Source organism: Streptomyces sp. NPDC096040, from assembly GCF_040303265.1.
Taxonomy (GTDB): Bacteria; Actinomycetota; Actinomycetes; order Streptomycetales; family Streptomycetaceae; genus Streptomyces.
Genome location: NZ_JBEOTA010000025.1, coordinates 1 through 20,876, shown reverse-complemented (window position 1 = coordinate 20,876; position 20,876 = coordinate 1). Strand labels below are relative to the sequence as shown.

Sequence of the window (20,876 nt, the reverse complement as noted above, 5' to 3'; positions counted from 1 at the left end):
TTCTCAGGCCTCGCTGAGCGTGTCGAGGAAGGCCTCGCAGAACGCCTTGAGGTCGTCCGGCTTACGGCTGGTGACCAGCGTGTTGGGCCCGGCCTCGCAGACCTTGACCTGCTCGTCGACCCAGGTGCCGCCGGCGTTGCGGATGTCGGTCCGCAGGCTCGGCCAGGACGTCAGGGTCCGGCCGCGCACGACATCGGCCTCCACCAGCGTCCAGGGCGCGTGACAGATCGCGGCGACCGGCCGGCCCGCCTCGAAGAAGCTCTTCGCGAACGCGACGGCCTTCTCGTCCATCCGCAGAAAGTCCGGATTGGCGACCCCGCCGGGCAGGACCAGCGCCCCGAACGAGTCCGCCGAGGTGTCAGCGACCACCTCGTCCACGGGGAACGTGTCCGCCTTGTCGAGATGGTCGAAGGCCTGGATCTCTCCCGGCTTCGTCGACACCAGCACCGGCTCGTGCCCGGCGTCGGAGACCGCCTTCCACGGCTCGGTCAGCTCCACCTGCTCGACGCCCTCGGGCGCGGTCAGAAACGCGATACGCATGATGTTCACTCCCTTGCTTCCTTGGCTTCCGTGGCTTCCGTGCCGGCGTCCCGGCTCACTCCCCGCCGACCACGGCCTCGGCCAGCGCCAGCAGGTTGCGGTAGCGCGTCGAACGCGGCAGTCGGGACACCCTCTGGACGAGGGCGTCGGGGGCGTTGCCGCGGCGCAGCACGCGTGCCAGTTCGCTCGGCTGCGCCGGGAAGTCGTGCCGGGTCAGGGACCGGGCCAGTTCCAGCCGTACGGTCGCCAGTGACGGCTGCTCACTGGTCCACGGCTGCATCGGGGCGCGGTACATCTCCGGATCGTCATCGGCCGGCGGCTCGGGGTCGTTCCAGTCCTCGGTGCGCGTCGGATGCCCGGACCTGAGCAGGCCCTGCAACTCGTGCTTCATCTCGTCGTCCCGGTGAACACTCAGCCGGTCACTGCCTCGCTGCATATCTCCCTCCAGGTGCTTCAGGGGGTGCCGGACGCGTACCCGGTGACGAGGGGCCGACACGCCGGAACGGGCCCCTGAGGTCACCCGAAAGGGCGGGAGGGTCCCGCGAATGGGGGTCGGCCGCGCGCGGCACGGCGTGGGGCGGGCTGTGATGGCTGCGGGGGCACCAGCCGCGTGTCCCCGGAGTCGTACTTCCGAGGAGCCACCCCATGCGCCGTACCGCTCGCGCCCTGTCCGTCGCCGTCCTGGCGGGTGCCGCGTTCGGCGTCGCCGGTACGGCCGCCGCGTCCGGCCCCGCCGCCGAGGCGAGCCCCGGCAGCGCGCGCCCCTGGAGCACACACTCCACCGTCGCCCCGAGCCAGGGGGGCGGGGTGCCCCCGGGCGGCGGCGGCACGGTTCCCGGTGGGGGCGGCGCGGTTCCTCACGGGGACGGCGGCACGGCCCCACGCGGCGACGATGCCACGGGCCCTTGGGGCGACGACGGTACGGGCGCTCGGGGGGACGACGGCACGGCCGCTCGGGGCGACGACGGCACGGCTGTCCGCGGTGACGATGCCACGGGTTCCCGAGGAGAGGCCGGGGTCGGCACGGCGCCCGGGGGAAATGACGAGCGGCCCTGTTCCGCTGGGCGGAAGTCGTGCGCCGGTGGCGGGCGCGAGTGCGCTTCCTCCGGCTCCTCCCGTTCCTTCGGCTCCTCCGGCTCCTGTGCGGACGATCACGCGTGTGACGAGCCACGCGGCGGTGACACGTCCTGCGATCCGCCGACCGTGGAGCACGGGGTGGAGGCCGGGGAAGGCGGCGCCTTCACCGACTCGGTTCCCGCACTGGTCGCGGGCGGCGTGCTGATCGCGGCCGCGTGCGGTGGCGCGGTGTACCGGCTGGCCGGCGGAAGGTCCCGCGCGGACGGGTGAGACGACCGCCACCGGGTACCCCGGGGCGACCACTCCGGCACACTCCGGCACCGTACGCGCCACCCGACGAAGAGCACGGCCCGGACCGGACGGCACACGGCACCACGGACTGCGCGGAGGCGGACATGCGGCGGACGGATCCCGAGGGTCAGGAGCCGGTCCGGGACGCACCCGCGCGGGGCCACGGACCCGTCCGGTACGGGCCGCCGCTGCCCGACGACGGGCTGCCCGTCCTGCCCGAGCTCTCCGCCGCGCTGGCCGCCGCCGCGAGCCGGGGCGGAGAGGAACCCGTCGGCGGCGGCCCGGCGCTGCTCGACGCGGCCTGCGGCTACTGGGAGCGCCGCGGGCTGCCCGTCACGCCCGGCCGGGTGACCGCGGGCCCCGGCGCCCCGGCCCTCCTGCTGGCGCTCACCGCCGCGCTCGGCGGCGACGTCCTGGTGCCGCGCCCCTGCGCCGCCTGGTGGGCGCCGTACGCCCGACTCCTGGGCCGGCCCGTCTTCCACGTGGCCACTCCGGCCGAGTCCGGGGGCGTACCCGACCTCTACGCGCTGCTGGAGACCGTGCGCCGGGTCCGGGAGGAGGGCGGTGACCCGCGGCTCCTCGTGCTCTCCGTCGCCGACGACCCGACCGCCACCGTCGCCCCGCCGGAACTGCTGCACGAGACCGTCGAGGCGGCGACCGGCGAGGGACTCCATCTGGTCAGCGACGAGACCTGGCGCGACACCCTGCACGCCCCGGACGCCACCGTGCTGCTCAGCCCCGCCGAGATGCTCCCGGACCGGGTCACCGTCGTCACCGACCTGGCCGGCGCCCTGTTGCCGGCCGGCTGGCCCGCCGCCGTCGCCCGGTTCCCCGAGGGGGACACCGGTACGGCCCTGCACGCGCGCGTGCTCGACGTTCTCACCGCGCTCGGCGCCCGCCTCGCCGGACCGGTCGCGGTCGCCGCCGGCCACGCCCTCGACGAGCCCGGGCCCGTCACCGGCCGCCGGGAGGCCGCCGTACGCCTGCACGCGCGCGTGGCCGCCGCCGCACACACAGCGGTGGTCGCCGGCGGCGGCCTGGCCCGGCCGCCGCAAGCGGGCCGTCACCTGTACGCCGACCTGGAACCACTGCGCGCCGCACTCGGCGCCCACGGGGTCGGCGACGCACAGGAGTTGGAGGACTTCCTCACCGCCCGGCTCGGAATGCCCGCGCCCGGCGGGCACCGCTTCGGCGACGACCTCCAGGCGCTGCGCGTCCGGCTCGCCACCGGGCCACTGCTGGGCGGCACCGACGAGGAACGGCTGGAATGCCTCACGTCACCCGCGCCGTTGGAACTGCCACACGTGCAACGCGCGTTGATGTCCTTGAGGTCGGTACTCGACGATCTCCGCGACGACGCTCAGCGATGGGAGCCTCCTCGATGACGCAGCAGACGCATGAGTCAGGGTCCACCACGACGACTGCACCCGCGACGACTGCCGACACGACTGCCATGACGACCCGGGATGCCACCACCACGCCCACAGCCCCGACTCCCTACGCGCCTCCGTTCCCGCCGCTCGCCGAACCCCGCCCGCTGGGCGAACTCCGGGTCTGGCCACGGACATTCCACGACCGTCTGACCGCACCGCTGCCCGGCCTCAAGGCCATGGCCCGGTTCGCCCGTGAAGGCTCGGTGCGCCCCGGGCGCGAGGGCCTCGCCGACCTCCCCCGGCTGCCCTACGAGCCGGGCCCGCTACCCCGCGTCGACACCGACACGGTCGCCGTCACCTGGGCGGGACACGCCAGTTGGGTAGTCCGGATCGGCGGCCTGACCGTGCTCACCGACCCCGTCTGGTCCCGCCGCATCATCGGCACCCCGGCCCGGGTCACCCCGGTCGGCGTCGACTGGGAGACCCTGCCGCGCGTCGACGCGGTCGTCATCAGCCACAACCACTACGACCACCTGGACGCCCCCACCCTGCGCCGACTCCCGCGCGACACCCCGGTGTTCGTACCGGCCGGCCTCGGCAGCTGGTTCCGGCGCCGCCGCTTCACGACCGTCACCGAGCTGGACTGGTGGGAGGCGGCCGAACTGTCCGGTGTCCGCTTCGACTTCGTCCCCGCCCACCACTGGTCCAAGCGCACCCTCACCGACACCTGCCACAGCCTCTGGGGCGGCTGGGTCCTCACCGCCCCCGACGGGCAGCGCGTCTACTTCGCCGGCGACACGGGTTACGGCCACTGGTTCTCCCGCATCGGCGGCCGCTACCCGGGTATCGACCTGGCCCTGATGCCGATCGGCGCCTACGACCCCCGCTGGTGGCTCAGCGACGTCCACCTCGACCCGGAGGAGGCGGTCCGGGCGACCGAGGACCTGGGGGCCAGGCGGATGGCACCCATGCACTGGGGGACCTTCATCCTCTCCGCGGAACCGGTGCTGGAGCCGTTGACACGGGTACGGACGGCCTGGGAGAAGGCGGGCCTGGACCGGGAGTGCCTGTGGGATCTGCCGGTTGGAGGGTCGAGGATTCTCGAGCGGGCCACACTGGACAGCGCCCAGTAACTCAAACCCCGCAGCGAGACATCACCCGGCAGACCGAACCCGCCGCCACACACTCGGCGTCGCGCTGATCACCACGGTCAGCGCGACCGCCAGCACAACGCCCTCCCACGGCTCCGGAAACAACGACCCACCGAGAATCCCGATCAACTGATAGGTCACGGCCCACGCCACACAGGCCGGCGCATTGCCCCGCGCGAACCGTCTGAGCGGCCACTCCGCCAGCAGACATGCCAGCATCACCGGTATCCGCCCGGCGGGCACCAGGCGCGACAGCACCAGCACCAGCACCCCGTGCCCGGCCAACTTCTCCTGCGCCTGCTCCAGCCGGTCCTCCGGCGCCCGCGCCCGGATCGCCGCCAGCCACCGCGACCCGTTCTTCGACCGCATCCCGCGCCGCCCCAGCCAGTACAGTGCCGCGTCCCCCAGGAAGGCGGCCAGCGACGACGTCACCAGCACCAGCGCCAGCGCGAACGGCGCCGTCTGATGAAAGGCCACCACCGCCGCCGAACTCACCAGCGCCCCCGTCGGCACCACCGGCACCAGCGCCCCGACCAGCACCAGCAGAAACAGCGTCGGATAGCCGATCACCTGCTGCGTGGACTCCGTCGACGAGGTCGAGGAGGTGGCTGCCGTGGCACCGGCGGCGGCCGCCATCACCACCAGCAGCCTCACCGCGCGACCTCCAGCCGCACGCTCTCCCCGTGACCGAGCTTGTGCACCGCCACCCGCGGCGCGTACTCCGCCGCGAGACGCACGAACTCGTCGCCGGGCGCGTGGAACTCGTGCGGACGCACCCCGTCCATGCCGATCGGCCAGTACGTCCCGTAGTGCACCGGCACCGCGCTGCGCGGCGCCAGCCGGGCCAGCGCCCGCGCCGCCCGCCCGGCGTCGAGATGCCCCTCGCCCAGGTAGGGCCCCCAGCCGCCGACCGGCAGCAGGGCCACATCCACCGGCCCGACCGCCTCGGCCATCTCGTCGAACAGCCCGGTGTCCCCGGCGAAGTACGTCCGTGCCGCGCCCTCGACGACATATCCGAGGGCGGGGGAGCGGTGCGGGCCGACCGGCAGCCGGCGGCCGTCGTGCCGCGCGGGCACGGCCCGTACGACGAGGGGGCCGACGGATATCTCGTCCCCGACACCGACCTCGGTGATCCGCAGCTGCCGGAGCCGGCGGAGCGCGGGCACCGCGCGTGGTGCGCCCCGGGGTACAAGAAGGCGCGTGCCCGGGGCGAGCCCGGCCAGCGAGGGGACGTGCAGGTGGTCGGCGTGCAGATGGGAGACGAGCACGAGGTCCGCCTGACGGGCCTCGGCCGGCGGCGGGGCGCCCCGCCGCCGGCGCAGATGCGCGAGCCGGCGCGCGAACAGAGGATCGGTGAGCAGTCGTATGCCCGAATCCTCGATCGTGCAGGTGGCGTGACCCCACCAGGTGATCTCCACCGGCACCTCTTTGCCTCCTTCGCGCGACTCCCCGAAGCCTACGTGCAGGAGTAGGGTCGGCGGCGAAACCCGGAGGTGAGGGGGGACGCCATGGGACAGGTGCGGGGTGCCTACGGCGGGTTCGCGCCGGTGCGGGTGACCGCCATCGCGAGTCTGACGCCCCTGGAGGAACTGGAGATCGACCCCTTCCTGGTCGACTCCCGCAGCCAGCACGCGATGTGTGCCCGCTGGGCCGTGGAACACGGGTATGTCATCGCCCGCGAACTCCTGGTCCGCGGACTGCGCCACGACCACAGCGCCCTGTGGGCGGGTGTCCGCCCCGGCCTCGACATCTTCGTCGCACCGAGCAGACGGGTCCTGGAGAGCGCGCTGTCCTCGGTCGAGGACTTCACGGCGGAGTGCGCGAGACGCGGGGTGCGGGTGGAGACGGTGGGGCGGGCCGAACCCTGCTACGACGCCCAGATGAAGGCGCGGGTCCACCGGAGACTGTCGATGCCGACGGCGGGGTACGACGGGGGGTGAGCGCCCGCTCGCACCCCACGGCCGTATGACAGTGTTGACGGCAGCAGACCCGCGGCCGACGCGGGTCGCGGATGTGAGGTCGGTGGGGCGTGCGGTGGCGGCGGGTCGTCAGTCAGGTCGGACGGAGCGTCGTGGTGTGGGCGGTGTCCACCGTCACCATGCTGGTGCTCGCCGGAATCCTGCCCGACTTCCAGCTCCAGTCCGCCGACGGTGACAGCGCCACCCGGATCGCCATGACCGCGGCCCTGGGCGCCGGCGCCTTCGGTGTGCTGTCGGCCGTCGTATGGCCCCTGCTGGTACGACTGCTGCTGCTCGTGCCCGCACTCGTCCTCGGCCTGCTCGTCTTCTTCCTCAACGGCTCCCTCCTCCTCGTCGCCCTGCGCATCAACCCCTCCGGGCAGAGCGAGGCCGCCCCGGAGACCGCCGTGATCGTGGCCGCCGTGATGTCCGCCGTCGCCTCCGCCACCGGCGGTGCCCTCGCCGTCCGTGACGACGACGCCTACCGGCGCCGGCTCTCCCGCCTCGCCACCCGCCGCCGCCTTTCCCACCCGCCCTGCTCGGCCACCCCCGGCACCGTCTTCCTCCAGCTCGACGGCGTCGGCCATGACGTCCTCACCGCAGCCGTCGCCAAGGGCCTGATGCCGACGGTCGCCGCCTGGCTGGACACCACCCACCGGCTCAACCCCTGGCGCACCGACTGGTCCAGTCAGACCGGCGCAAGCCAGCTCGGCATCCTGCACGGCTCGAACTTCGACGTCCCGGCCTTCCGCTGGTACGAGAAGGACAGCCGGGAGGTGATGGTCTGCAACCGGCCGACCAGCGCCGCCGAACTCCAGCGCCGTGCCGTCGAGCGCACCGCCGACGGGGGACTGCTCACCCTGGACGGCGCCAGCCGCGGCAACCTCTTCAGTGGCGGCGCCGACGAGCAGGCCCTCGTGCTGTCCATAGCGACCCGCCGCCGAGGCCGGGAGAACCGTTCCCGCGCCGGCTACTTCGCCTACTTCTCCGACCCGGCCAACGCCGTCCGCACCGCCCTCTCCTTCTTCGCCGAGGTCGGCCGCGAGATCGGCCAGTCGACGGCGGCCCGGATGCGCAAGCAGCGGCCACGCGTCAAACGCGGCGGCCTCTACCCCTTCGTCCGCGCCTTCGCCACCGTCGTCGAACGGGACGTCGTCGTCGCCGCGGTCATGGGCGACCTGCTCGCCGGCCGCACCGCCGTCTACGCCGACCTCGTCGCCTACGACGAGGTCGCCCACCACTCCGGGCCGCACAGCCGCGACGTCGAGAAGGTGCTGCAACGCCTCGACCGTGCCCTCGCGCTGATCGAGAAGGTCGCCGAGCACGCTCCGCGGCAGTACCGGATCGTCGTCCTCTCCGACCACGGGCAGAGCCCCGGCGAGACCTTCCACAGCCGCTACGGCCTCACCCTCGGCGACCTGGTCCGGGCCGGCTGCGGACTGCACGTGCCGCGTCGCGCCGAGCGTACTCACAGTGGCACCGAGGCCCGCGCCGCCGTCCGCGCGGCCCTGCGCAGACCGGTGGAGGAAGCCGGCGAGAAGCACCGGCTCACCCGGCACTCGGAACCGGTCGTCCTCGCCTCCGGCAACCTCGGCCTGGTCTCCTTCCCGGAGGTGCCGCACCGCATGACCAAGGAGGAGATCGACGCCCGGTACCCCGCACTGCTCACCACCCTCGCCAACCACCCCGGCATCGGGTTTCTGCTGGTGCGCAGCGAAAAGCACGGCGGGGTCGTGCTCGGTGCGTACGGCGCGGAGATACCCCTCGACCGGCTCGACGGGCATCCGGGTCCGCTGGCCGTCTTCGGCGCGGGTGCGGCGGACGCCGTCCGGCGGACGCACTCGTTCCCGCACACCGCGGACATCATGGTGAATTCGTCGTACGACCCGGAGGGCGGCGAGGTCCTCGCGTTCGAGGAGCAGATCGGGTCGCACGGGGGATTGGGGGGCGCTCAGGGGAGACCGTTCCTGTTGTCGCCGGTGTGCGTTTCGGCAGCGGTGGAGGAGGGCGAGGACCTTGTGGGGGCAGAGGCCGTCCACGGGGTGCTGCGGCGGTGGCTTCGAGAGGCCGACGGTCCGCAGGTTCCGTTGTCTGCGGGGCAGGCGGAGAGGACCGCGGAGGAGGGGCAGGCCGCGTAGGGGGCTGCGGGACGGTGTGGGTGGACGTGCACACGCGGTGGTGCCGCCCACGCGGTGGTGCCGCTCCCGCGGTGGTGCCGCTCCCGCGGTGGTGCCGCTCCCGCGGTGGTTCCGCTCCCGCGGTGGCTGCCTCACGCGGTGGCTGCGCCCACGCGGTGGCTGCGCCCACGCGGTGGCTGCGCTCACGCGGCGGAACTGCCCACGCAGCGAAACCGCATATGGACGCCGCCCCGCGCCCCTGGAGGGGCGACTCAGGCCGACCCGTGAAAAATCGGCTGCGTCCGCCCGGCTCCCGGCACACACTGTTCGGGTCGGAGGTAATCGTCACCTCCTCGAACACTCCTCAGGAGCCCACCCTTTGCAGGCAGCCGTCACCGTCACCCCCGCCCGTCTCCCCGAACTCCTCCTCGGCCTCGCCACCGTCCGGCCGGTCTTCCTCTGGGGCGCTCCCGGTATCGGGAAGTCCTCCCTGGTGCGGGAGTTCGCCGAATCTCTGGGGCTGGACTGTGTGAGTCTGCTCGGTACGCAGCTCGCGCCCGAGGACCTGATCGGCGTCCCGCAGATCCGTGACGGGCGGTCGGTGTTCTGCCCGCCCGAGGTGATCGCCCGGGACGAGCCGTACTGTCTCTTCCTGGACGAGCTGAACGCGGCCACCCCGGATGTGCAGAAGGCGTTCTACTCGCTGATTCTCGACCGCCGGATCGGCAACTACGAGCTGCCGAAGGGATCGATCGTCATCGGCGCCGGCAACCGGGCCACCGACAACGCCCTCGCCCGGCCCATCGCCTCCGCGCTCGTCAACCGGCTCGCCCACGTCCACCTGGAGGCCTCCTCGAACGACTGGCTCGCCTGGGCCGCGGGCAACGGCGTCCACCCGTGGATCCTGGACCACCTCACCGACCGGCCCGACCATCTGTGGTCCAAGCCGCCGAAGACCGAGGAACCGTTCTCCACCCCGCGCTCCTGGCACATGCTCTCCGACGCCCTGCACTCCTTCGGGCGCGACCTCGACGAGGAGACCCTGAAGGTCCTCGCGCACGGCACGCTCACCCCGCCCCACGCCACCGCCTTCTGCGGATACGTCAAGATCGTGCGCAGCCGGTTCGGGATCGAGGCGATCCTCAAGGGCGACGCCGGCTGGCCGCACCGGATCGAGGACCGCGACCTGCTCTACTACCTGGCCGAGTCGTTCCGGGGACGGCTGGTCAAGGAACTGCCCGTCGACAAGGAGCACATGTCGGCGAACGGCCGGCAGACCGCGTACCGCGCCAAGTCGCTGCTGGTGCAGCTCGCCGAGATCTCCGTCGAGGTCGCCCAGACCGTCATCGCCTCCGACACCGACGGCAACCCCGTGCTGCCCGCCTGGTTCCTGATCGAGGCCGCCCGGGACATGCCCCGGCTGGTGGAGGCCCGACGATGAGCCGTGGCGGCCGCAAGGAACAGAAGAAGGAACAGAAGAAGGACCCCGCCGCGGAGAACTTCGCGGCCGGGGTCGAGCTGCTGCGCGCCAACCCTGCCCTGCGCGCGGTCGAGTTCACCATCTGCCGGCACGAGAACTGCGAACTGGCGCCCCACGAAGGCCTCGTCCGGGCCGACTCCGACGGTGTGCTGCACGCCCACGCCACCCGGCGCGCCGAACCCGCCGAGTGGGCCTGGGCGTTGGCGCACTGCACCATCCATCTGGGCTTCGGTCACCTGCCTGCCGCCACCGGACCGCGCACGCAGCCGGACCGTTACGACCTCGCCGCCCGCTGCACCGTCGTCAACCGCTTCCTGCGGACCTTCCCGGTCGGCGAGGCACCGGACCATCTGCCGGCGTCCTACCCGGAGGGTGACGAGGACCGCCTCGCCGCCGGCTGGCGCCGCGTCGGCAGTGTCCCGGCCGCCTATGAGCGCGGTGGCACCAGTGGTGGCGAACCCGACCAGCTCCTCCTCTCCTGGAACGAGTGGGCGGGCCAAGTCCCCGACTGGCAGGTCGGGTTCGCGCACGCGCTGACCCGCACCATGTCCCGGGCGATGGACCTGGCCGGCGGCCGCCGCACCTCCATGACCGGGCCGCCGACTCCGCTGCGCCCCTGGGAACAGGCGCTGAGCTGGTTCGTCTCCTCCTATCCGCTGCTCGGCGGTATCGCGGCCGGGATCAAGCTGGTCGCCGACGCCGAACTGGCCCGTGCCCACGACATCGCCATCGCCGCCGTCAACCCCGAGGCGGGCGAGATCTACGTCAACCCGCTGCGCACCCTGGACGGCGAGGAATGGCGGTTCGTCCTCGCCCACGAGATGCTGCACGCCGCCCTGCGCCACGGCGACCGCCTCGGCGGCCGCGACCCCTACCTCTTCAACATCGCCTGCGACTACGTCATCAATGGCTGGCTGGTCGAGATGCAGGTCGGCACCATGCCCGAAGGGCTGCTGCACGACCCGGAGCTGAAAGACCTGTCGGCGGAGGAGGTGTACGACCGGATCGCCGTCGACCTGCGCCGGATGCGGCGCCTCGCCACCCTGCGCGGCAAGGGGCGCGGCGATGTCCTGGGCGCGCCGATCGGGCCGCCCGGTGCCTGTGCCGACCTCGACGAGTTCTACCGCCGGGGCCTTGGCCAGGGCCTCGACCTGCACCAGGCGCAGGGCCGCGGTTTCCTGCCCGGCGGCCTGGTCGAGGAGATCCGCGCGCTCAGCCATCCACCGCTGCCCTGGGACGCCCGACTCGCCCGCTGGTTCGACGAGTTCGTGCCCCGTCCGGAAGCCGTACGGTCGTACGCCCGGCCCTCCCGCCGCCAGTCGTCCACCCCGGACATCCCGCGCGCCGGCCGGTACTTCCCGCCCGAGGAGGTCGCCCGCTGCACCTTCGGCGTGGTCCTGGACACCTCCGGCTCCATGGACCGCACCCTGCTCGGCAAGGCCCTCGGCGCGATCGCCTCCTACGCCGAGGCCCGTGACGTACCGGCCGCCCGTGTCGTGTTCTGCGACGCCGCCCCGCACGACGCCGGGTACCTGCCGACGACCGAGATCGCCGGGCGGGTCCGGGTGCACGGCCGCGGCGGTACCGTCCTCCAGCCCGGTATCGACCTGTTGCACCGCGCGGACGACTTTCCGCCGAACGCACCGGTCCTGGTGATCACCGACGGCTGGTGCGACGTCCTGCGGGTGCGGCGGGAGCACGCGTACCTCGTCCCCGACGGCCGTCGCCTGCCGTTCACTCCCCGTGGGCCGGTCTTCCGCGTGCGGTGAGCAAGGATGTGATCGGATGGGAGGCAGCGAAACCGGTTCACTCGCCCCCGTACGCCGAAAGGAACAACCGTGGCCACCACGCGCACCGCACACACCGTTTGGGAAGGCAACCTCCTCGAGGGCAACGGTGTCATCACCTTCGACTCCTCCGGTATCGGCGAGCAGCCGGTCACGTGGGCCTCGCGTTCCCAGGAGGCGAACGGCAAGACCAGCCCGGAGGAGCTGATCGCCGGTGCCCACTCCAGCTGCTTCTCCATGGCCCTCTCGCACGCCCTGGCCGGGGCCGGCACCCCGCCCACCAAGCTGGTGACCAACGCCGACGTCACCTTCCAGCCGGGCGAGGGCATCACCGGGATCCACCTGACCGTCGAGGGCACGGTGCCCGGCCTGGACGAGGCCGGCTTCGCCGCCGCCGCCGAGGACGCCAAGAAGAACTGCCCGGTCAGCCAGGCCCTGGCCGGCACCACCATCACCCTGGACGCGAAGCTCGCCTGACCGTCGTGGCCCTTCGGATGCCGCGTCCCCGTCAAGGGGGCGCGGCATCGTCGTTTACGGGGTACCCGGCATTGACAACGGCCCGCTCAAGTTTTGTGCTGGAGTCGGGGAAGTGGCCGGGCGGAAGGGGACGGACATGGCACGGGCGGTCGGAATCGACCTCGGTACGACGAACTCGGTGGTGGCCGTGCTGGAGGGCGGTGAGCCCACCGTCGTGGCCAACGCCGAGGGGGCGCGCACCACCCCCTCGGTGGTGGCCTTCGCGAAGAACGGCGATGTGCTGGTCGGCGAGGTCGCCAAGCGGCAGGCGGTGACCAACGTGGACCGCACCGCGCGCTCGGTGAAGCGGCACATGGGCGACGGGGCCTGGCGGTTCCCCGAGAGCGGGAGCGTCGACGGCACGCGGTACCGGGCCCAGGAGCTGTCGGCGCGGGTGCTGCAGAAGCTGAAGCGGGATGCCGAGGCCTACCTCGGCGAGGACGTCACCGACGCGGTGATCACCGTACCCGCCTATTTCGACGACTCCCAGCGGCAGGCCACCAAGGAGGCCGGGGAGATCGCCGGCCTGAAGGTGCTGCGGATCATCAACGAGCCGACAGCCGCGGCGCTCGCCTACGGCCTCGACCGGGGCGAGGAGCAGACGGTCCTCGTCTTCGACCTCGGCGGCGGCACCTTCGACGTCTCCCTGCTGGAGATCGGCGACGGTGTGATCGAGGTGAAGGCCACCAACGGCGACACGCACCTGGGCGGCGACGACTGGGACCAGCGGATCGTCGAGCACCTGGTCAAACGCTTCAAGGGGCAGTACGGCATCGATCTCGGCAACGACAGGATGGCCCTGCAACGGCTCCGCGAGGGAGCCGAGAAGGCGAAGATCGAGCTGTCCTCGTCCACGGAGACCTCGATCAATCTGCCGTACATCACGGCCTCCGCCGAGGGCCCGCTGCATCTGGACGAGAAGCTGACGCGGGCTCAGTTCCAGGAGCTGACCGCGGACTTGCTCGACCGCTGCAAGAAGCCCTTCCACCAGGCCGTCAAGGACGCGGGCGTGGAGCTGTCCGCGATCGACCATGTGATCCTGGTCGGCGGCTCGACCCGGATGCCCGCCGTCACCGACCTGGTCAAGGAACTCACCGGCAAGGACCCACACAAGGGCGTCAACCCGGACGAGGTGGTCGCGGTCGGCGCGGCCCTCCAGGCGGGCGTCATCCGCGGCGACGTCAAGGACGTCCTGCTCCTCGACGTCACCCCGCTGTCCCTGGGCATCGAGACCAAGGGCGGCATCATGACCAAGCTGATCGAGCGCAACACCACGATCCCGACCCGGCGTGCGGAGATCTTCACGACCGCCGCCGACAACCAGCCCTCGGTCGGCATCCAGGTCTACCAGGGCGAACGGGAGATCGCCGCCTACAACAAGAAGCTCGGCGTCTTCGACCTCACCGGCCTGCCGCCGGCACCGCGCGGCGTACCGCAGATCGAGGTCGCCTTCGACATCGACGCGAACGGGATCATGCACGTCTCGGCGAAGGACCTGGCGACCGGCCGTGAGCAGAAGATGACCGTGACCGGCGGCTCCGCCCTCGCCAAGGACGACATCGACCGCATGATGCGGGAGGCCGAGCAGTACGCCGAGGAGGACCGCAAACGCCGCGAGGCCGCCGAGACCCGCAACCAGGCAGAGCAACTGGTCTACCAGACCGAGAAGTTCATCCGGGACAACGAGGAGCGGGTGCCGGGCGACACGAAGACCGACGTGGAGTCGGCGATCACCGAACTGAAGGCGCTGCTGGAACGGAACGCCGACACCGCGGAGCTACGGCAGGGCGTCGAGAAACTGGCAAGCGTCAGTCAGCGGATGGGTCAGGCCATGTACGCGGGTGCCTCCGGCGGCTCGACGACCGAAGAGCAGCGCCCGCCCGAGGCCGACGAAGAGGGAGTGGTGGACGCGGAGATCGTGGACGACGAGCGGGGCGCGACCGGGTGAGGCGATGCGGGGCAGGGGCCCCGCAGGAGGATGTCATGGGCGCGCTCCGGTGGGCGCGGGCGGCAGAGCCGCGCAGACCGCCTCCAGGACGCAGGCGTAGGGCGTGCCGAAGGCGGTCAGCCTGCGGCGGAGTTGTGCCAGACAGTCACGGTGCTCGGTGAGCAGGTCCGTGTTGCCGGTGCGTGCCGTGAACTCCAGCACGGCGGGCAGAAAGTCCGGCAGTTCCTCGCCGGTGAACTCGATGCCGTACGCCTTGTAGACGTCCTTGAAGCGGACCAGGGACGTGCCCTGGCGGGGGGTGTCGCCGTCCTGCCACCAACTGAGATACAGACGCCTGCGGTTATCGACGTCGAAGACCTGCACATAGTGCGCGGCCAGCTCCCGCGGTGGGGTCACCGCCGCGTGGTCGGTGAACTCCCTCAGTTGCGGGGCGGCTTCGCGCAGCAGCGGCAGCCGGGCGATGAAGTCGTCGTCCGGGTAGGTGAGGCAGAGCGCCGCCGCCTGGTAGAACACCGCGTCCGTGGGCATCAGGCCTCCTTGGCCTCGTCCGTGGTGGCGGCGGTACGTCGCCGCCCATGCAGGGGCAGCCGTCGTGGTCGAGGCCGCACCCCCGAGGGAGGGCCGGCTCCGCAGGCCGGCGTACCGCGTATGTCCGCGCCGGGCTCCCCGGGGGGTGTCTGCTTGTCGGTCACCTGCGCTCCCTTGCTCACCTCCCCCTTCGCTTCGACGCTAGGGGCGGCCGCGGGAACGCACCTGTCCAGGCGATCCGAACGGGTCACCCGGCCGAACCGTGCGGCCGGGTCCCCGTCCAGGAGATCCGGACGCGTCGCCGGTCCGGAGCACCCGAACGGCTCAGGCCTTGCGGGCGACAGCTCCGTACACCGGCACGATGCCCTCCTGCTGGAGGGCCACGTCCTCCGGGTCCGGACGCCAGCCGGAGACCGGGATCACCCCGGGGCCGAGCAGTTCCAGGCCGTCGAAGAAGCGGTGGAAGCCGGTCAGCGGGCGCGGGTGGAAGGGCGTCCCGCTGCGCCGGAAGTGCGCGGCCGCCTGCTCCACGGGCGCGGGGCTGAGGTCCGGTGTGACCTGGGAGAGGATCAGATGACTGCCCGGGGCGAGCGCCTCGACGTACCTCTTCAGCAGACCGTGGACGTCGTCGCCGTCCGGGTCGTCGTCGAGGTAGTGGGTCAGCGCCACCAGCGACAGGGCGACCGGCCGCCCGAAGTCCAGGGTCTCGGCGGCCTGGGCCAGCAGGGTGTCGGGGTCGCGGACGTCGGCGTGGACGTACGCGGTGCTGCCCTCCGGCGTGCCGCGCAGCAGGGCCTCGGCGTGGCGCAGCACGATCGGGTCGTTGTCCGCGTACACCACCCTCGACTCCGGTGCGACACCCTGCGCCACCTGGTGCAGATTCGGTTCCGTGGGGATGCCGGTGCCGATGTCCAGGAACTGGCGGGTCCCGGACTCGGCGACGGCACGCACGGCACGCTGCATGAACCGGCGGTTGGCGCGCGCCCCGCGCAGCACCGTGCCGTCCACGGCGAGGATCTTCCGGGCGAGTTCCTCGTCGACCGGGTAGTTGTCCTTGCCGCCCAGCCACCAGTCGTACACCCGCGCCGGATGCGGCCGGCTGGTGTCGATGGCGGTGGGCGCGGGCTCGGGTGCGGTCACGGTCTCTGCTCCTCAGCTTGACTCTGTCGGTGATCTTGGAGCGGTCGAGGTCAACTGCCCAGCGTCCGCCAGGACTTCGACCGGGGGATGCCGTGCTGGTCCAGGAAGGTCTGGAAGGCGGTCGGTGGCCGTGGTGAGGGAGTTTCCTCAGTCGGTGGCAGGCCGCTGAGGCGCTCGATGTTCACGGCGATGGCCGTGAACACGTGTTGCAGATGGGTTTTCGGCTGTCCACGGTAGCGGCAGTGGCGCATGCCGTGGCCGTGGGCGAACTCGTTGATGGTGCCCTCGACTCCAGAGCGGACCGCGTAGCGGGTCTTCCAGTCGGGGGTCTGCTGCTCGGCGCGGACGCGGAGTTGCAGGTCTCGGAGTTCTCGTGGGGGAAAGCCCACGGTCCGGGCGCTGTCGGCGGTGGTGGTGCACCGGGTGCGGACCGGGCAGGGGCGGCACTGGCCCTTGGTGAACCGGGCCACGATCAGCGGAGCCGCGGTGGGCGAGGACGTCGGGTAGGGGCCGTGCCAGCCCGCGCTGACCTGGCCCTGGGGACAGGTGACCTGCCGGCGGTCGAAGTCGATGTGGAAGTCGTCCCGGTCGAAGCCCTCGTTCTTGCGGTGCTGGCGGGTGGGGTTGCCCGGCAGCGGGCCGCTGACGGTGATCTGGTGTTCGCGCTGGGCTCGTTCCAGGTGGACGAGGGAGGTGTAGCCGCCGTCGACCAGGTGCTCGGCGGGCAGCAGTCCGCGACGCGCCAAGCGGATGTGGATGCCGGGCAGAGCCTGGCCGTCGTTCGTGGCGGCCGAGGTGGTGGCCACGTCCGTGATCACGTTGACGCTGTCGGAGGCGCACGTCTCGGTGACATGCGCGGCGAACCCCTTCCATCTGATGATGTGCCCGTGCCGGACGTAGCGCGCCGAGGTGTCGTAGGGAGAGACGACCGCCGAGGAGGAGGGCGGCAGCCCGCCGTCGTCGGCGGTGCGCCAGCGCAGGCGGCCTGCCGCGTCGCGGTAGTAGTTCTGCACGACGATCTGCCGCAGGGCCTCGGCCTGCGGGCCTGGCCGGTAGCCCGGTTTGTGCCGGTGGAGGCGTTCCAGCAGCCGACAGGCGTCGTCGCCGGCGGCGAGGATCCTGGTCTTGGGCCGGGTGGGGTTCTTGCCCAGGCGGACTGGACGGCCGTAGCGGCGCCCCCACTCCTCGTCGACCAGATCGATCAGAAGGTGCCCGGCCGCGCGGGCGGCTTCTTCCAGCGCGGCGCGGACGGCCTCGGTGACCAGTTCCAGCCGGGTCAGGTCGCGTACCGCGGCCAGGACGTGGGTGGAGTCGGTGCGCTGCGTGGTGCGCTCGCGGACGAGTCCGGCCTCCTTCAGGCGCGCGAGCGCGAGGTCGAGAAGACGGTCGGCGCGGTCGCCCTCGGCGAGACGGTCGCGGAAGTCGGCCAGCACACTGTGGTGGAAGCCGGGATCGTCCAGCTCCAAGGCCATGGCGTACTTGAAATCGATGCGGCAGCGCACCGCCTCTGCCGCCTGACGATCCGACAGACCGAGCACGAACTGCAGCACACAGACGGTGGCCAGCTGGGCGGGCGAGAGACCGGGACGGCCGTCGCGTGGGTACCAGTCGGCGAAGTCCTCGTCGCACCACAGCCCGTCGAGGCGGTCTCTCACCCACATCGCCGTCGTGCCGCCCGGGTTGCTCGCCCGCGCGATCTGCGCGGTCAAAGACGGGACTTGCTCACCGGAACGAGGACGGAGCGACAACGGACACCTCGGAAACTGCGTCGGCCTGCGGAACAGCCCCGAGCATGCCCGCTGATCACTCCGTTCCACCGGGAAACTCCAAGATCACCGACAGAGTCAAGCTCAGAGGTTGTCGCGGTACTCCCGCAGCAGTTCCTCGGTCCGCTGCGCCGAGGCGGCCCGGGCCGTCATATGGTCCAGGACCTCCAGATGGGCGCCGACCTCGTCGCGGGAGTCCAGGTAGAGGGCGCCGGTCAGATACTCGGTGAAGACCATGTCGGGCAGCTCGGGCTCGGCGAACCGGAACAGCGTGAACGGCGCGTACGTCCCCGGGTGCGGGCCGCTCGCGAACTCGGCGACCTGGAGTGTGATCCGATCCCGTTCGACGAAGGCGAGCAGCTTGTCGACCTGGTCGCGCATCACCTCGGAGTGGATGCTGACCGGGCGCCGCAGCACCGTCTCGTCCATGATCACCCACAGATGGGGTGGATCGTCCTGCTCCAGCAGCCGCTGCCGGGTCATGCGCAGGGACACATGCCGTTCCACGGCCGAGGGGTCGCTGTGCCCTATCGTCCCGGCCTCCAGCACGGCCCGCGCATACGCCTCGGTCTGCAACAGGCCGGGGAAGAAGTGCGGTTCGTAGGAGCGGACGACCCGGGCCGCGCCCTCCAGGCTCACGTACAGACTGAACCAGTCCGGCAGCACATCGTGGAACCGCTGCCACCAGCCCGGCTGGTTGGCCTCCTCGGCCAGCCGCACGAACGCGGCCTGCTCCTCCTCGGGCACCCCGTACGTCTCCAGCAGCACCTGGACGTACGGGATCTTCAGCGCGACCTCGGCCATCTCCATCCGCCGTACGGTCGCCTGCGCGACCCGCAACACCCGCGCCGCCTCGTCCCGGCCGAGGCCCGAGGCCTCCCGCAGCTCCTGCAGCCGCTTGCCGAGCACGACCTGCCCCACGGTGGGCGCAGCACGCCGCTCACTCACGCCACGCCTCCCCTACGTGCACAAGTACGGGGAGCAGTGTGTCACGCGATGCCGTCTCGCACACCTGGTCGAGGCAACCTCTTACGTCAACTTGCCAGTGAGTGCAGGAACTTGGCCGTCGCCGGGTCCGCCGGCAGGAACGTCTCGATGGCCAGCTCGGCGACCGTCACATCCATCGGAGTGTTGAACGTCGAGATCGACGACACGAACGACAGCACCCGCCCCTGGTGCTCGATCCGCATCGGCAGCGCGAAGTAGGCCACGGGTTCGGCGGGTTGTCCGTCGTCCGCCACGCCCGCCGGGGCCGGATAGCCGGCGACCTCCTCGTACAACTCCCGCAGCGCGTCCGAGCGGTGGAGCGCGATCTGCCGTTCCATCTGCTCCAGCAGATGCCCGCGCCACTCCCGCAGATTGCGGATGCGCGGTGCCAGACCCTCCGGATGCAGGGTCAGCCGCATCGCGTTCGGCGCGGGCGTGAGCAGCGACTCCGGTACGCCCTCCAGCAGCATCGTGATGCCCCGGTTGGCGGCGACCACCGTGTACATGGCGTCCACGACCAGCGCCGGATACGGCTCGTAGCCCTGGATCAGCCGCTCCATGCCGTCACGCAGGGCCTCCAGCGCCGGGTCGTCCAGCGGGGTCTCCGGGTAGTGCGGGGCGTAACCGGCCGCCAGCAGCAGCGCGTTGCGCTCCCGGACCGGCACGTCCAGGTGCTCGGACAGTCGCAGCACCATCTCCTCGCTGGGCCGCGAGCGGCCCGTCTCGATGAAGCTGATGTGCCGGGCCGAGGAGTCGGCACGCAGTGCCAGCTCCAGCTGGCTGACCCGCCGCATCTCCCGCCAGGCGCGCAGCAGCGGGCCGACACCCTTGCCGTCGGGGGCGGGCGAGGAGGCGGGGCGAGACGCGACGAGGGTCATACCGACGACCGTAACCGAGGAGCGCGCGGGGGACCGGGCCGAGGAGGCTCTGTCGAGGGTGCAGGACACGTGGAACCGGCACCGCCGTGCGAACGCGCCCGGAAGTCCTGGTCATGGCAGGCTGAGCACACGTATACCCCCGGGCACCCCACGGAAGGAAGCCGCACCATGGCCGTCGAACCGCTGGCGCAGCAGGAGATCGAGGACCGGCTGGCCGAGCTGCCGGGCTGGTCGCTGGACGGCGACCGGATCGCCCGCGTCTACCGTCTCGACTCGCACTTCGCCGCCGCCGCACTCGTCGTGCACATCGCCCGGATCCAGGACGAGCTCGACCACCACTCCGACCTCACCCTCGGCTACCACACGGTCACCCTCACCGTGAACACCCACAGTGTGGGCGGCGCCGTCACCGGCCTGGACTTCGAACTCGCCCGCAGGGTGGAGGACATCGCCCCAGGCCACGGCGCACACTGAGCCATGTGCTCGACTACGACAAGGAAGCCGGGGCCTACGACGCGACGCGCGGCGGCGAAGCGCGCGCCGAGGCGGCCGCCGACGCCGTCCTCGGCCTGATCCCCAGCCGTCCCGACCGCCCTGGCCGTCTCCTCGACCTCGCCTGCGGCACCGGCATCGTCACCCGCCGCCTCGCCGCCGCCCGCCCCGCGCTCCAGGTGACCGGCGCGGACCGCGCCCACGGCATGGCGCGGCTGGCGGCGGCCCGGCTGCCGGGATCGGTCCTGCTGGCCGACAGCTGTCAACTCCCCTTCCCTGACGCCACGTTCGACGCGGTGACCACCGTCTGGCTGCTCCATCTCATAGCGGACACCGCCGAGGTCCGCGCCATCGTCGCCGAGTGCGCACGGGTGCTGCGGCCCGGCGGGGTGTACGTCACCACCGTCGACAAGGCCGCCGCGCACGACGTCGGCAGCGACATCGACGCGGTCCTCGCATCGCGCCCGCGCCGTCCGGCCCCGGACGAGGCCGCCGTCGTCGCGGCTCACGCCTCGGACAGCGGACTGTCTCCCGCCGGACAGGCCGCCTTCCTCGGCCACGGCCAGGGCCGCACCCCCCGTTCCACCATCGCCGACCTGCGGCGCGGCTGCTTCACGGTGCTACGGCCCGGCGACCCCCGCGTCGAGCGGTTCGCCGACCAACTGGCAGCCCTGCCCGACCAGGACCGCCACCGCCCCGACCCCCGCTTCCGCGTCCGCGCGTTCAGGAAACCGGCGGACGGCTGAAGTCAGTGAACCCTTCTCGGTAACCTCTCGTGACGGTTCGTGATCTTCGTTTCAGGTGGTGCGTCCGTGCTCGATCTGGAGCAGGACGAGGGCGGCGCGGG

The 20,876-nt window shown here is 72.0% G+C and carries 20 protein-coding genes; 11 read left to right on the top strand and 9 right to left on the bottom strand.

Translation table 11 applies throughout. The annotated features are described in order from the left end of the window. Nucleotides 1-3: 3 nt before the first annotated feature. Both ABTY98_RS30120 and ABTY98_RS30115 read right to left on the bottom strand, forming a co-directional pair. Nucleotides 4-540: a type 1 glutamine amidotransferase domain-containing protein gene (locus ABTY98_RS30120; RefSeq protein ID WP_352224206.1), complete on the bottom strand. Its 537-nt coding sequence runs from the start codon at nucleotides 538-540 to the stop codon at nucleotides 4-6. Between the two features lie 55 nt (nucleotides 541-595). Continuing rightward, nucleotides 596-976, bottom strand: a complete 381-nt coding sequence (locus tag ABTY98_RS30115; RefSeq protein WP_352224205.1) for a DUF2795 domain-containing protein — start codon at nucleotides 974-976, stop codon at nucleotides 596-598. Between the two features lie 209 nt (nucleotides 977-1,185). On the opposite strand from ABTY98_RS30115, the gene ABTY98_RS30110 reads away from it, so the two are divergent. The 3 genes from ABTY98_RS30110 to ABTY98_RS30100 all read left to right on the top strand — a co-directional run bounded on the left by ABTY98_RS30110 (nucleotide 1,186) and on the right by ABTY98_RS30100 (nucleotide 4,414). Continuing rightward, nucleotides 1,186-1,887 carry a hypothetical protein gene (locus ABTY98_RS30110; RefSeq protein ID WP_352224204.1) on the top strand — a complete coding sequence of 234 codons (702 nt, stop codon included), beginning with the start codon at nucleotides 1,186-1,188 and terminating at the stop codon, nucleotides 1,885-1,887. A 125-nt stretch (nucleotides 1,888-2,012) separates the two neighbouring features. Then, the gene (locus ABTY98_RS30105; RefSeq protein ID WP_352224203.1) at nucleotides 2,013-3,293 is read left to right on the top strand and encodes an aminotransferase class I/II-fold pyridoxal phosphate-dependent enzyme; all 1,281 of its coding nucleotides are present in this window, start codon (nucleotides 2,013-2,015) and stop codon (nucleotides 3,291-3,293) included. After that, nucleotides 3,290-4,414 (top strand): MBL fold metallo-hydrolase, encoded by a 1,125-nt coding sequence (locus ABTY98_RS30100; protein WP_352224202.1) that lies wholly within the window; start codon nucleotides 3,290-3,292, stop codon nucleotides 4,412-4,414. Before ABTY98_RS30105 ends, ABTY98_RS30100 begins: the two co-directional genes overlap by 4 nt. Before the next feature lie 21 nt (nucleotides 4,415-4,435). Here the strand turns inward: ABTY98_RS30100 and ABTY98_RS30095 are convergent, their stop codons facing one another. Beyond that, nucleotides 4,436-5,068, bottom strand: a complete 633-nt coding sequence (locus ABTY98_RS30095; protein WP_352224304.1) for a DedA family protein — start codon at nucleotides 5,066-5,068, stop codon at nucleotides 4,436-4,438. A gap of 14 nt (nucleotides 5,069-5,082) precedes the next feature. Then, nucleotides 5,083-5,856, bottom strand: a complete 774-nt coding sequence (locus ABTY98_RS30090; protein WP_352224201.1) for an MBL fold metallo-hydrolase — start codon at nucleotides 5,854-5,856, stop codon at nucleotides 5,083-5,085. Nucleotides 5,857-5,940: 84 nt separating this feature from the next. Between ABTY98_RS30090 and ABTY98_RS30085 the strand changes: the two genes are divergently transcribed. From ABTY98_RS30085 to dnaK, 6 genes are all read left to right on the top strand, one after another. Next, on the top strand, nucleotides 5,941-6,372 hold the full coding sequence (locus ABTY98_RS30085) for a hypothetical protein (RefSeq protein WP_352224200.1): 432 nt from the start codon (nucleotides 5,941-5,943) through the stop codon (nucleotides 6,370-6,372). A gap of 134 nt (nucleotides 6,373-6,506) precedes the next feature. Further along, nucleotides 6,507-8,528, top strand: coding sequence for an alkaline phosphatase family protein (locus ABTY98_RS30080; protein ID WP_352224303.1), 2,022 nt, complete (start codon nucleotides 6,507-6,509; stop codon nucleotides 8,526-8,528). 358 nt (nucleotides 8,529-8,886) lie between these two features. Further along, nucleotides 8,887-9,948, top strand: coding sequence for an ATP-binding protein (locus ABTY98_RS30075; protein ID WP_352224199.1), 1,062 nt, complete (start codon nucleotides 8,887-8,889; stop codon nucleotides 9,946-9,948). Then, on the top strand, nucleotides 9,945-11,756 hold the full coding sequence (locus ABTY98_RS30070; protein ID WP_352224198.1) for a vWA domain-containing protein: 1,812 nt from the start codon (nucleotides 9,945-9,947) through the stop codon (nucleotides 11,754-11,756). Before ABTY98_RS30075 ends, ABTY98_RS30070 begins: the two co-directional genes overlap by 4 nt. A gap of 69 nt (nucleotides 11,757-11,825) precedes the next feature. Continuing rightward, complete coding sequence (locus tag ABTY98_RS30065; RefSeq protein WP_352224197.1) at nucleotides 11,826-12,251, top strand: OsmC family peroxiredoxin; 426 nt, start codon at nucleotides 11,826-11,828, stop codon at nucleotides 12,249-12,251. A 136-nt stretch (nucleotides 12,252-12,387) separates the two neighbouring features. After that, nucleotides 12,388-14,238 (top strand): molecular chaperone DnaK, encoded by a 1,851-nt coding sequence (gene dnaK, locus ABTY98_RS30060; protein WP_352224196.1) that lies wholly within the window; start codon nucleotides 12,388-12,390, stop codon nucleotides 14,236-14,238. 33 nt (nucleotides 14,239-14,271) lie between these two features. Here the strand turns inward: dnaK and narJ are convergent, their stop codons facing one another. From narJ to ABTY98_RS30035, 5 genes are all read right to left on the bottom strand, one after another. Next, nucleotides 14,272-14,766: a nitrate reductase molybdenum cofactor assembly chaperone gene (gene narJ, locus ABTY98_RS30055; RefSeq protein ID WP_352224195.1), complete on the bottom strand. Its 495-nt coding sequence runs from the start codon at nucleotides 14,764-14,766 to the stop codon at nucleotides 14,272-14,274. A 324-nt stretch (nucleotides 14,767-15,090) separates the two neighbouring features. Then, on the bottom strand, nucleotides 15,091-15,906 hold the full coding sequence (locus ABTY98_RS30050; RefSeq protein ID WP_352224194.1) for an SAM-dependent methyltransferase: 816 nt from the start codon (nucleotides 15,904-15,906) through the stop codon (nucleotides 15,091-15,093). A 50-nt stretch (nucleotides 15,907-15,956) separates the two neighbouring features. Then, nucleotides 15,957-17,615, bottom strand: a complete 1,659-nt coding sequence (locus tag ABTY98_RS30045) for an IS1182 family transposase (protein WP_352224193.1) — start codon at nucleotides 17,613-17,615, stop codon at nucleotides 15,957-15,959. Nucleotides 17,616-17,756: 141 nt separating this feature from the next. After that, nucleotides 17,757-18,620, bottom strand: a complete 864-nt coding sequence (locus ABTY98_RS30040; RefSeq protein ID WP_352224192.1) for a Sco1979 family transcriptional regulator — start codon at nucleotides 18,618-18,620, stop codon at nucleotides 17,757-17,759. A gap of 86 nt (nucleotides 18,621-18,706) precedes the next feature. Continuing rightward, nucleotides 18,707-19,537 (bottom strand): helix-turn-helix domain-containing protein, encoded by an 831-nt coding sequence (locus tag ABTY98_RS30035; protein WP_352224191.1) that lies wholly within the window; start codon nucleotides 19,535-19,537, stop codon nucleotides 18,707-18,709. Nucleotides 19,538-19,705: 168 nt separating this feature from the next. Between ABTY98_RS30035 and ABTY98_RS30030 the strand changes: the two genes are divergently transcribed. Both ABTY98_RS30030 and ABTY98_RS30025 read left to right on the top strand, forming a co-directional pair. Then, nucleotides 19,706-20,011 (top strand): 4a-hydroxytetrahydrobiopterin dehydratase, encoded by a 306-nt coding sequence (locus tag ABTY98_RS30030; protein WP_352224190.1) that lies wholly within the window; start codon nucleotides 19,706-19,708, stop codon nucleotides 20,009-20,011. A 5-nt stretch (nucleotides 20,012-20,016) separates the two neighbouring features. Beyond that, on the top strand, nucleotides 20,017-20,775 hold the full coding sequence (locus ABTY98_RS30025; protein WP_352224189.1) for a class I SAM-dependent methyltransferase: 759 nt from the start codon (nucleotides 20,017-20,019) through the stop codon (nucleotides 20,773-20,775). The last annotated feature ends 101 nt before the right edge of the window (nucleotides 20,776-20,876 follow it).

Coding starts and splice junctions, on each gene's coding strand:
- ABTY98_RS30120 (WP_352224206.1), bottom strand. CDS start 540: ATGCGTATCGCGTTTCTGACCGCGCCCGAGGGCGTCGAGCAGGTGGAG.
- ABTY98_RS30115 (WP_352224205.1), bottom strand. CDS start 976: ATGCAGCGAGGCAGTGACCGGCTGAGTGTTCACCGGGACGACGAGATG.
- ABTY98_RS30110 (WP_352224204.1), top strand. CDS start 1,186: ATGCGCCGTACCGCTCGCGCCCTGTCCGTCGCCGTCCTGGCGGGTGCC.
- ABTY98_RS30105 (WP_352224203.1), top strand. CDS start 2,013: ATGCGGCGGACGGATCCCGAGGGTCAGGAGCCGGTCCGGGACGCACCC.
- ABTY98_RS30100 (WP_352224202.1), top strand. CDS start 3,290: ATGACGCAGCAGACGCATGAGTCAGGGTCCACCACGACGACTGCACCC.
- ABTY98_RS30095 (WP_352224304.1), bottom strand. CDS start 5,068: ATGGCGGCCGCCGCCGGTGCCACGGCAGCCACCTCCTCGACCTCGTCG.
- ABTY98_RS30085 (WP_352224200.1), top strand. CDS start 5,941: ATGGGACAGGTGCGGGGTGCCTACGGCGGGTTCGCGCCGGTGCGGGTG.
- ABTY98_RS30070 (WP_352224198.1), top strand. CDS start 9,945: ATGAGCCGTGGCGGCCGCAAGGAACAGAAGAAGGAACAGAAGAAGGAC.
- dnaK (WP_352224196.1), top strand. CDS start 12,388: ATGGCACGGGCGGTCGGAATCGACCTCGGTACGACGAACTCGGTGGTG.
- narJ (WP_352224195.1), bottom strand. CDS start 14,766: ATGCCCACGGACGCGGTGTTCTACCAGGCGGCGGCGCTCTGCCTCACC.
- ABTY98_RS30035 (WP_352224191.1), bottom strand. CDS start 19,537: ATGACCCTCGTCGCGTCTCGCCCCGCCTCCTCGCCCGCCCCCGACGGC.
- ABTY98_RS30030 (WP_352224190.1), top strand. CDS start 19,706: ATGGCCGTCGAACCGCTGGCGCAGCAGGAGATCGAGGACCGGCTGGCC.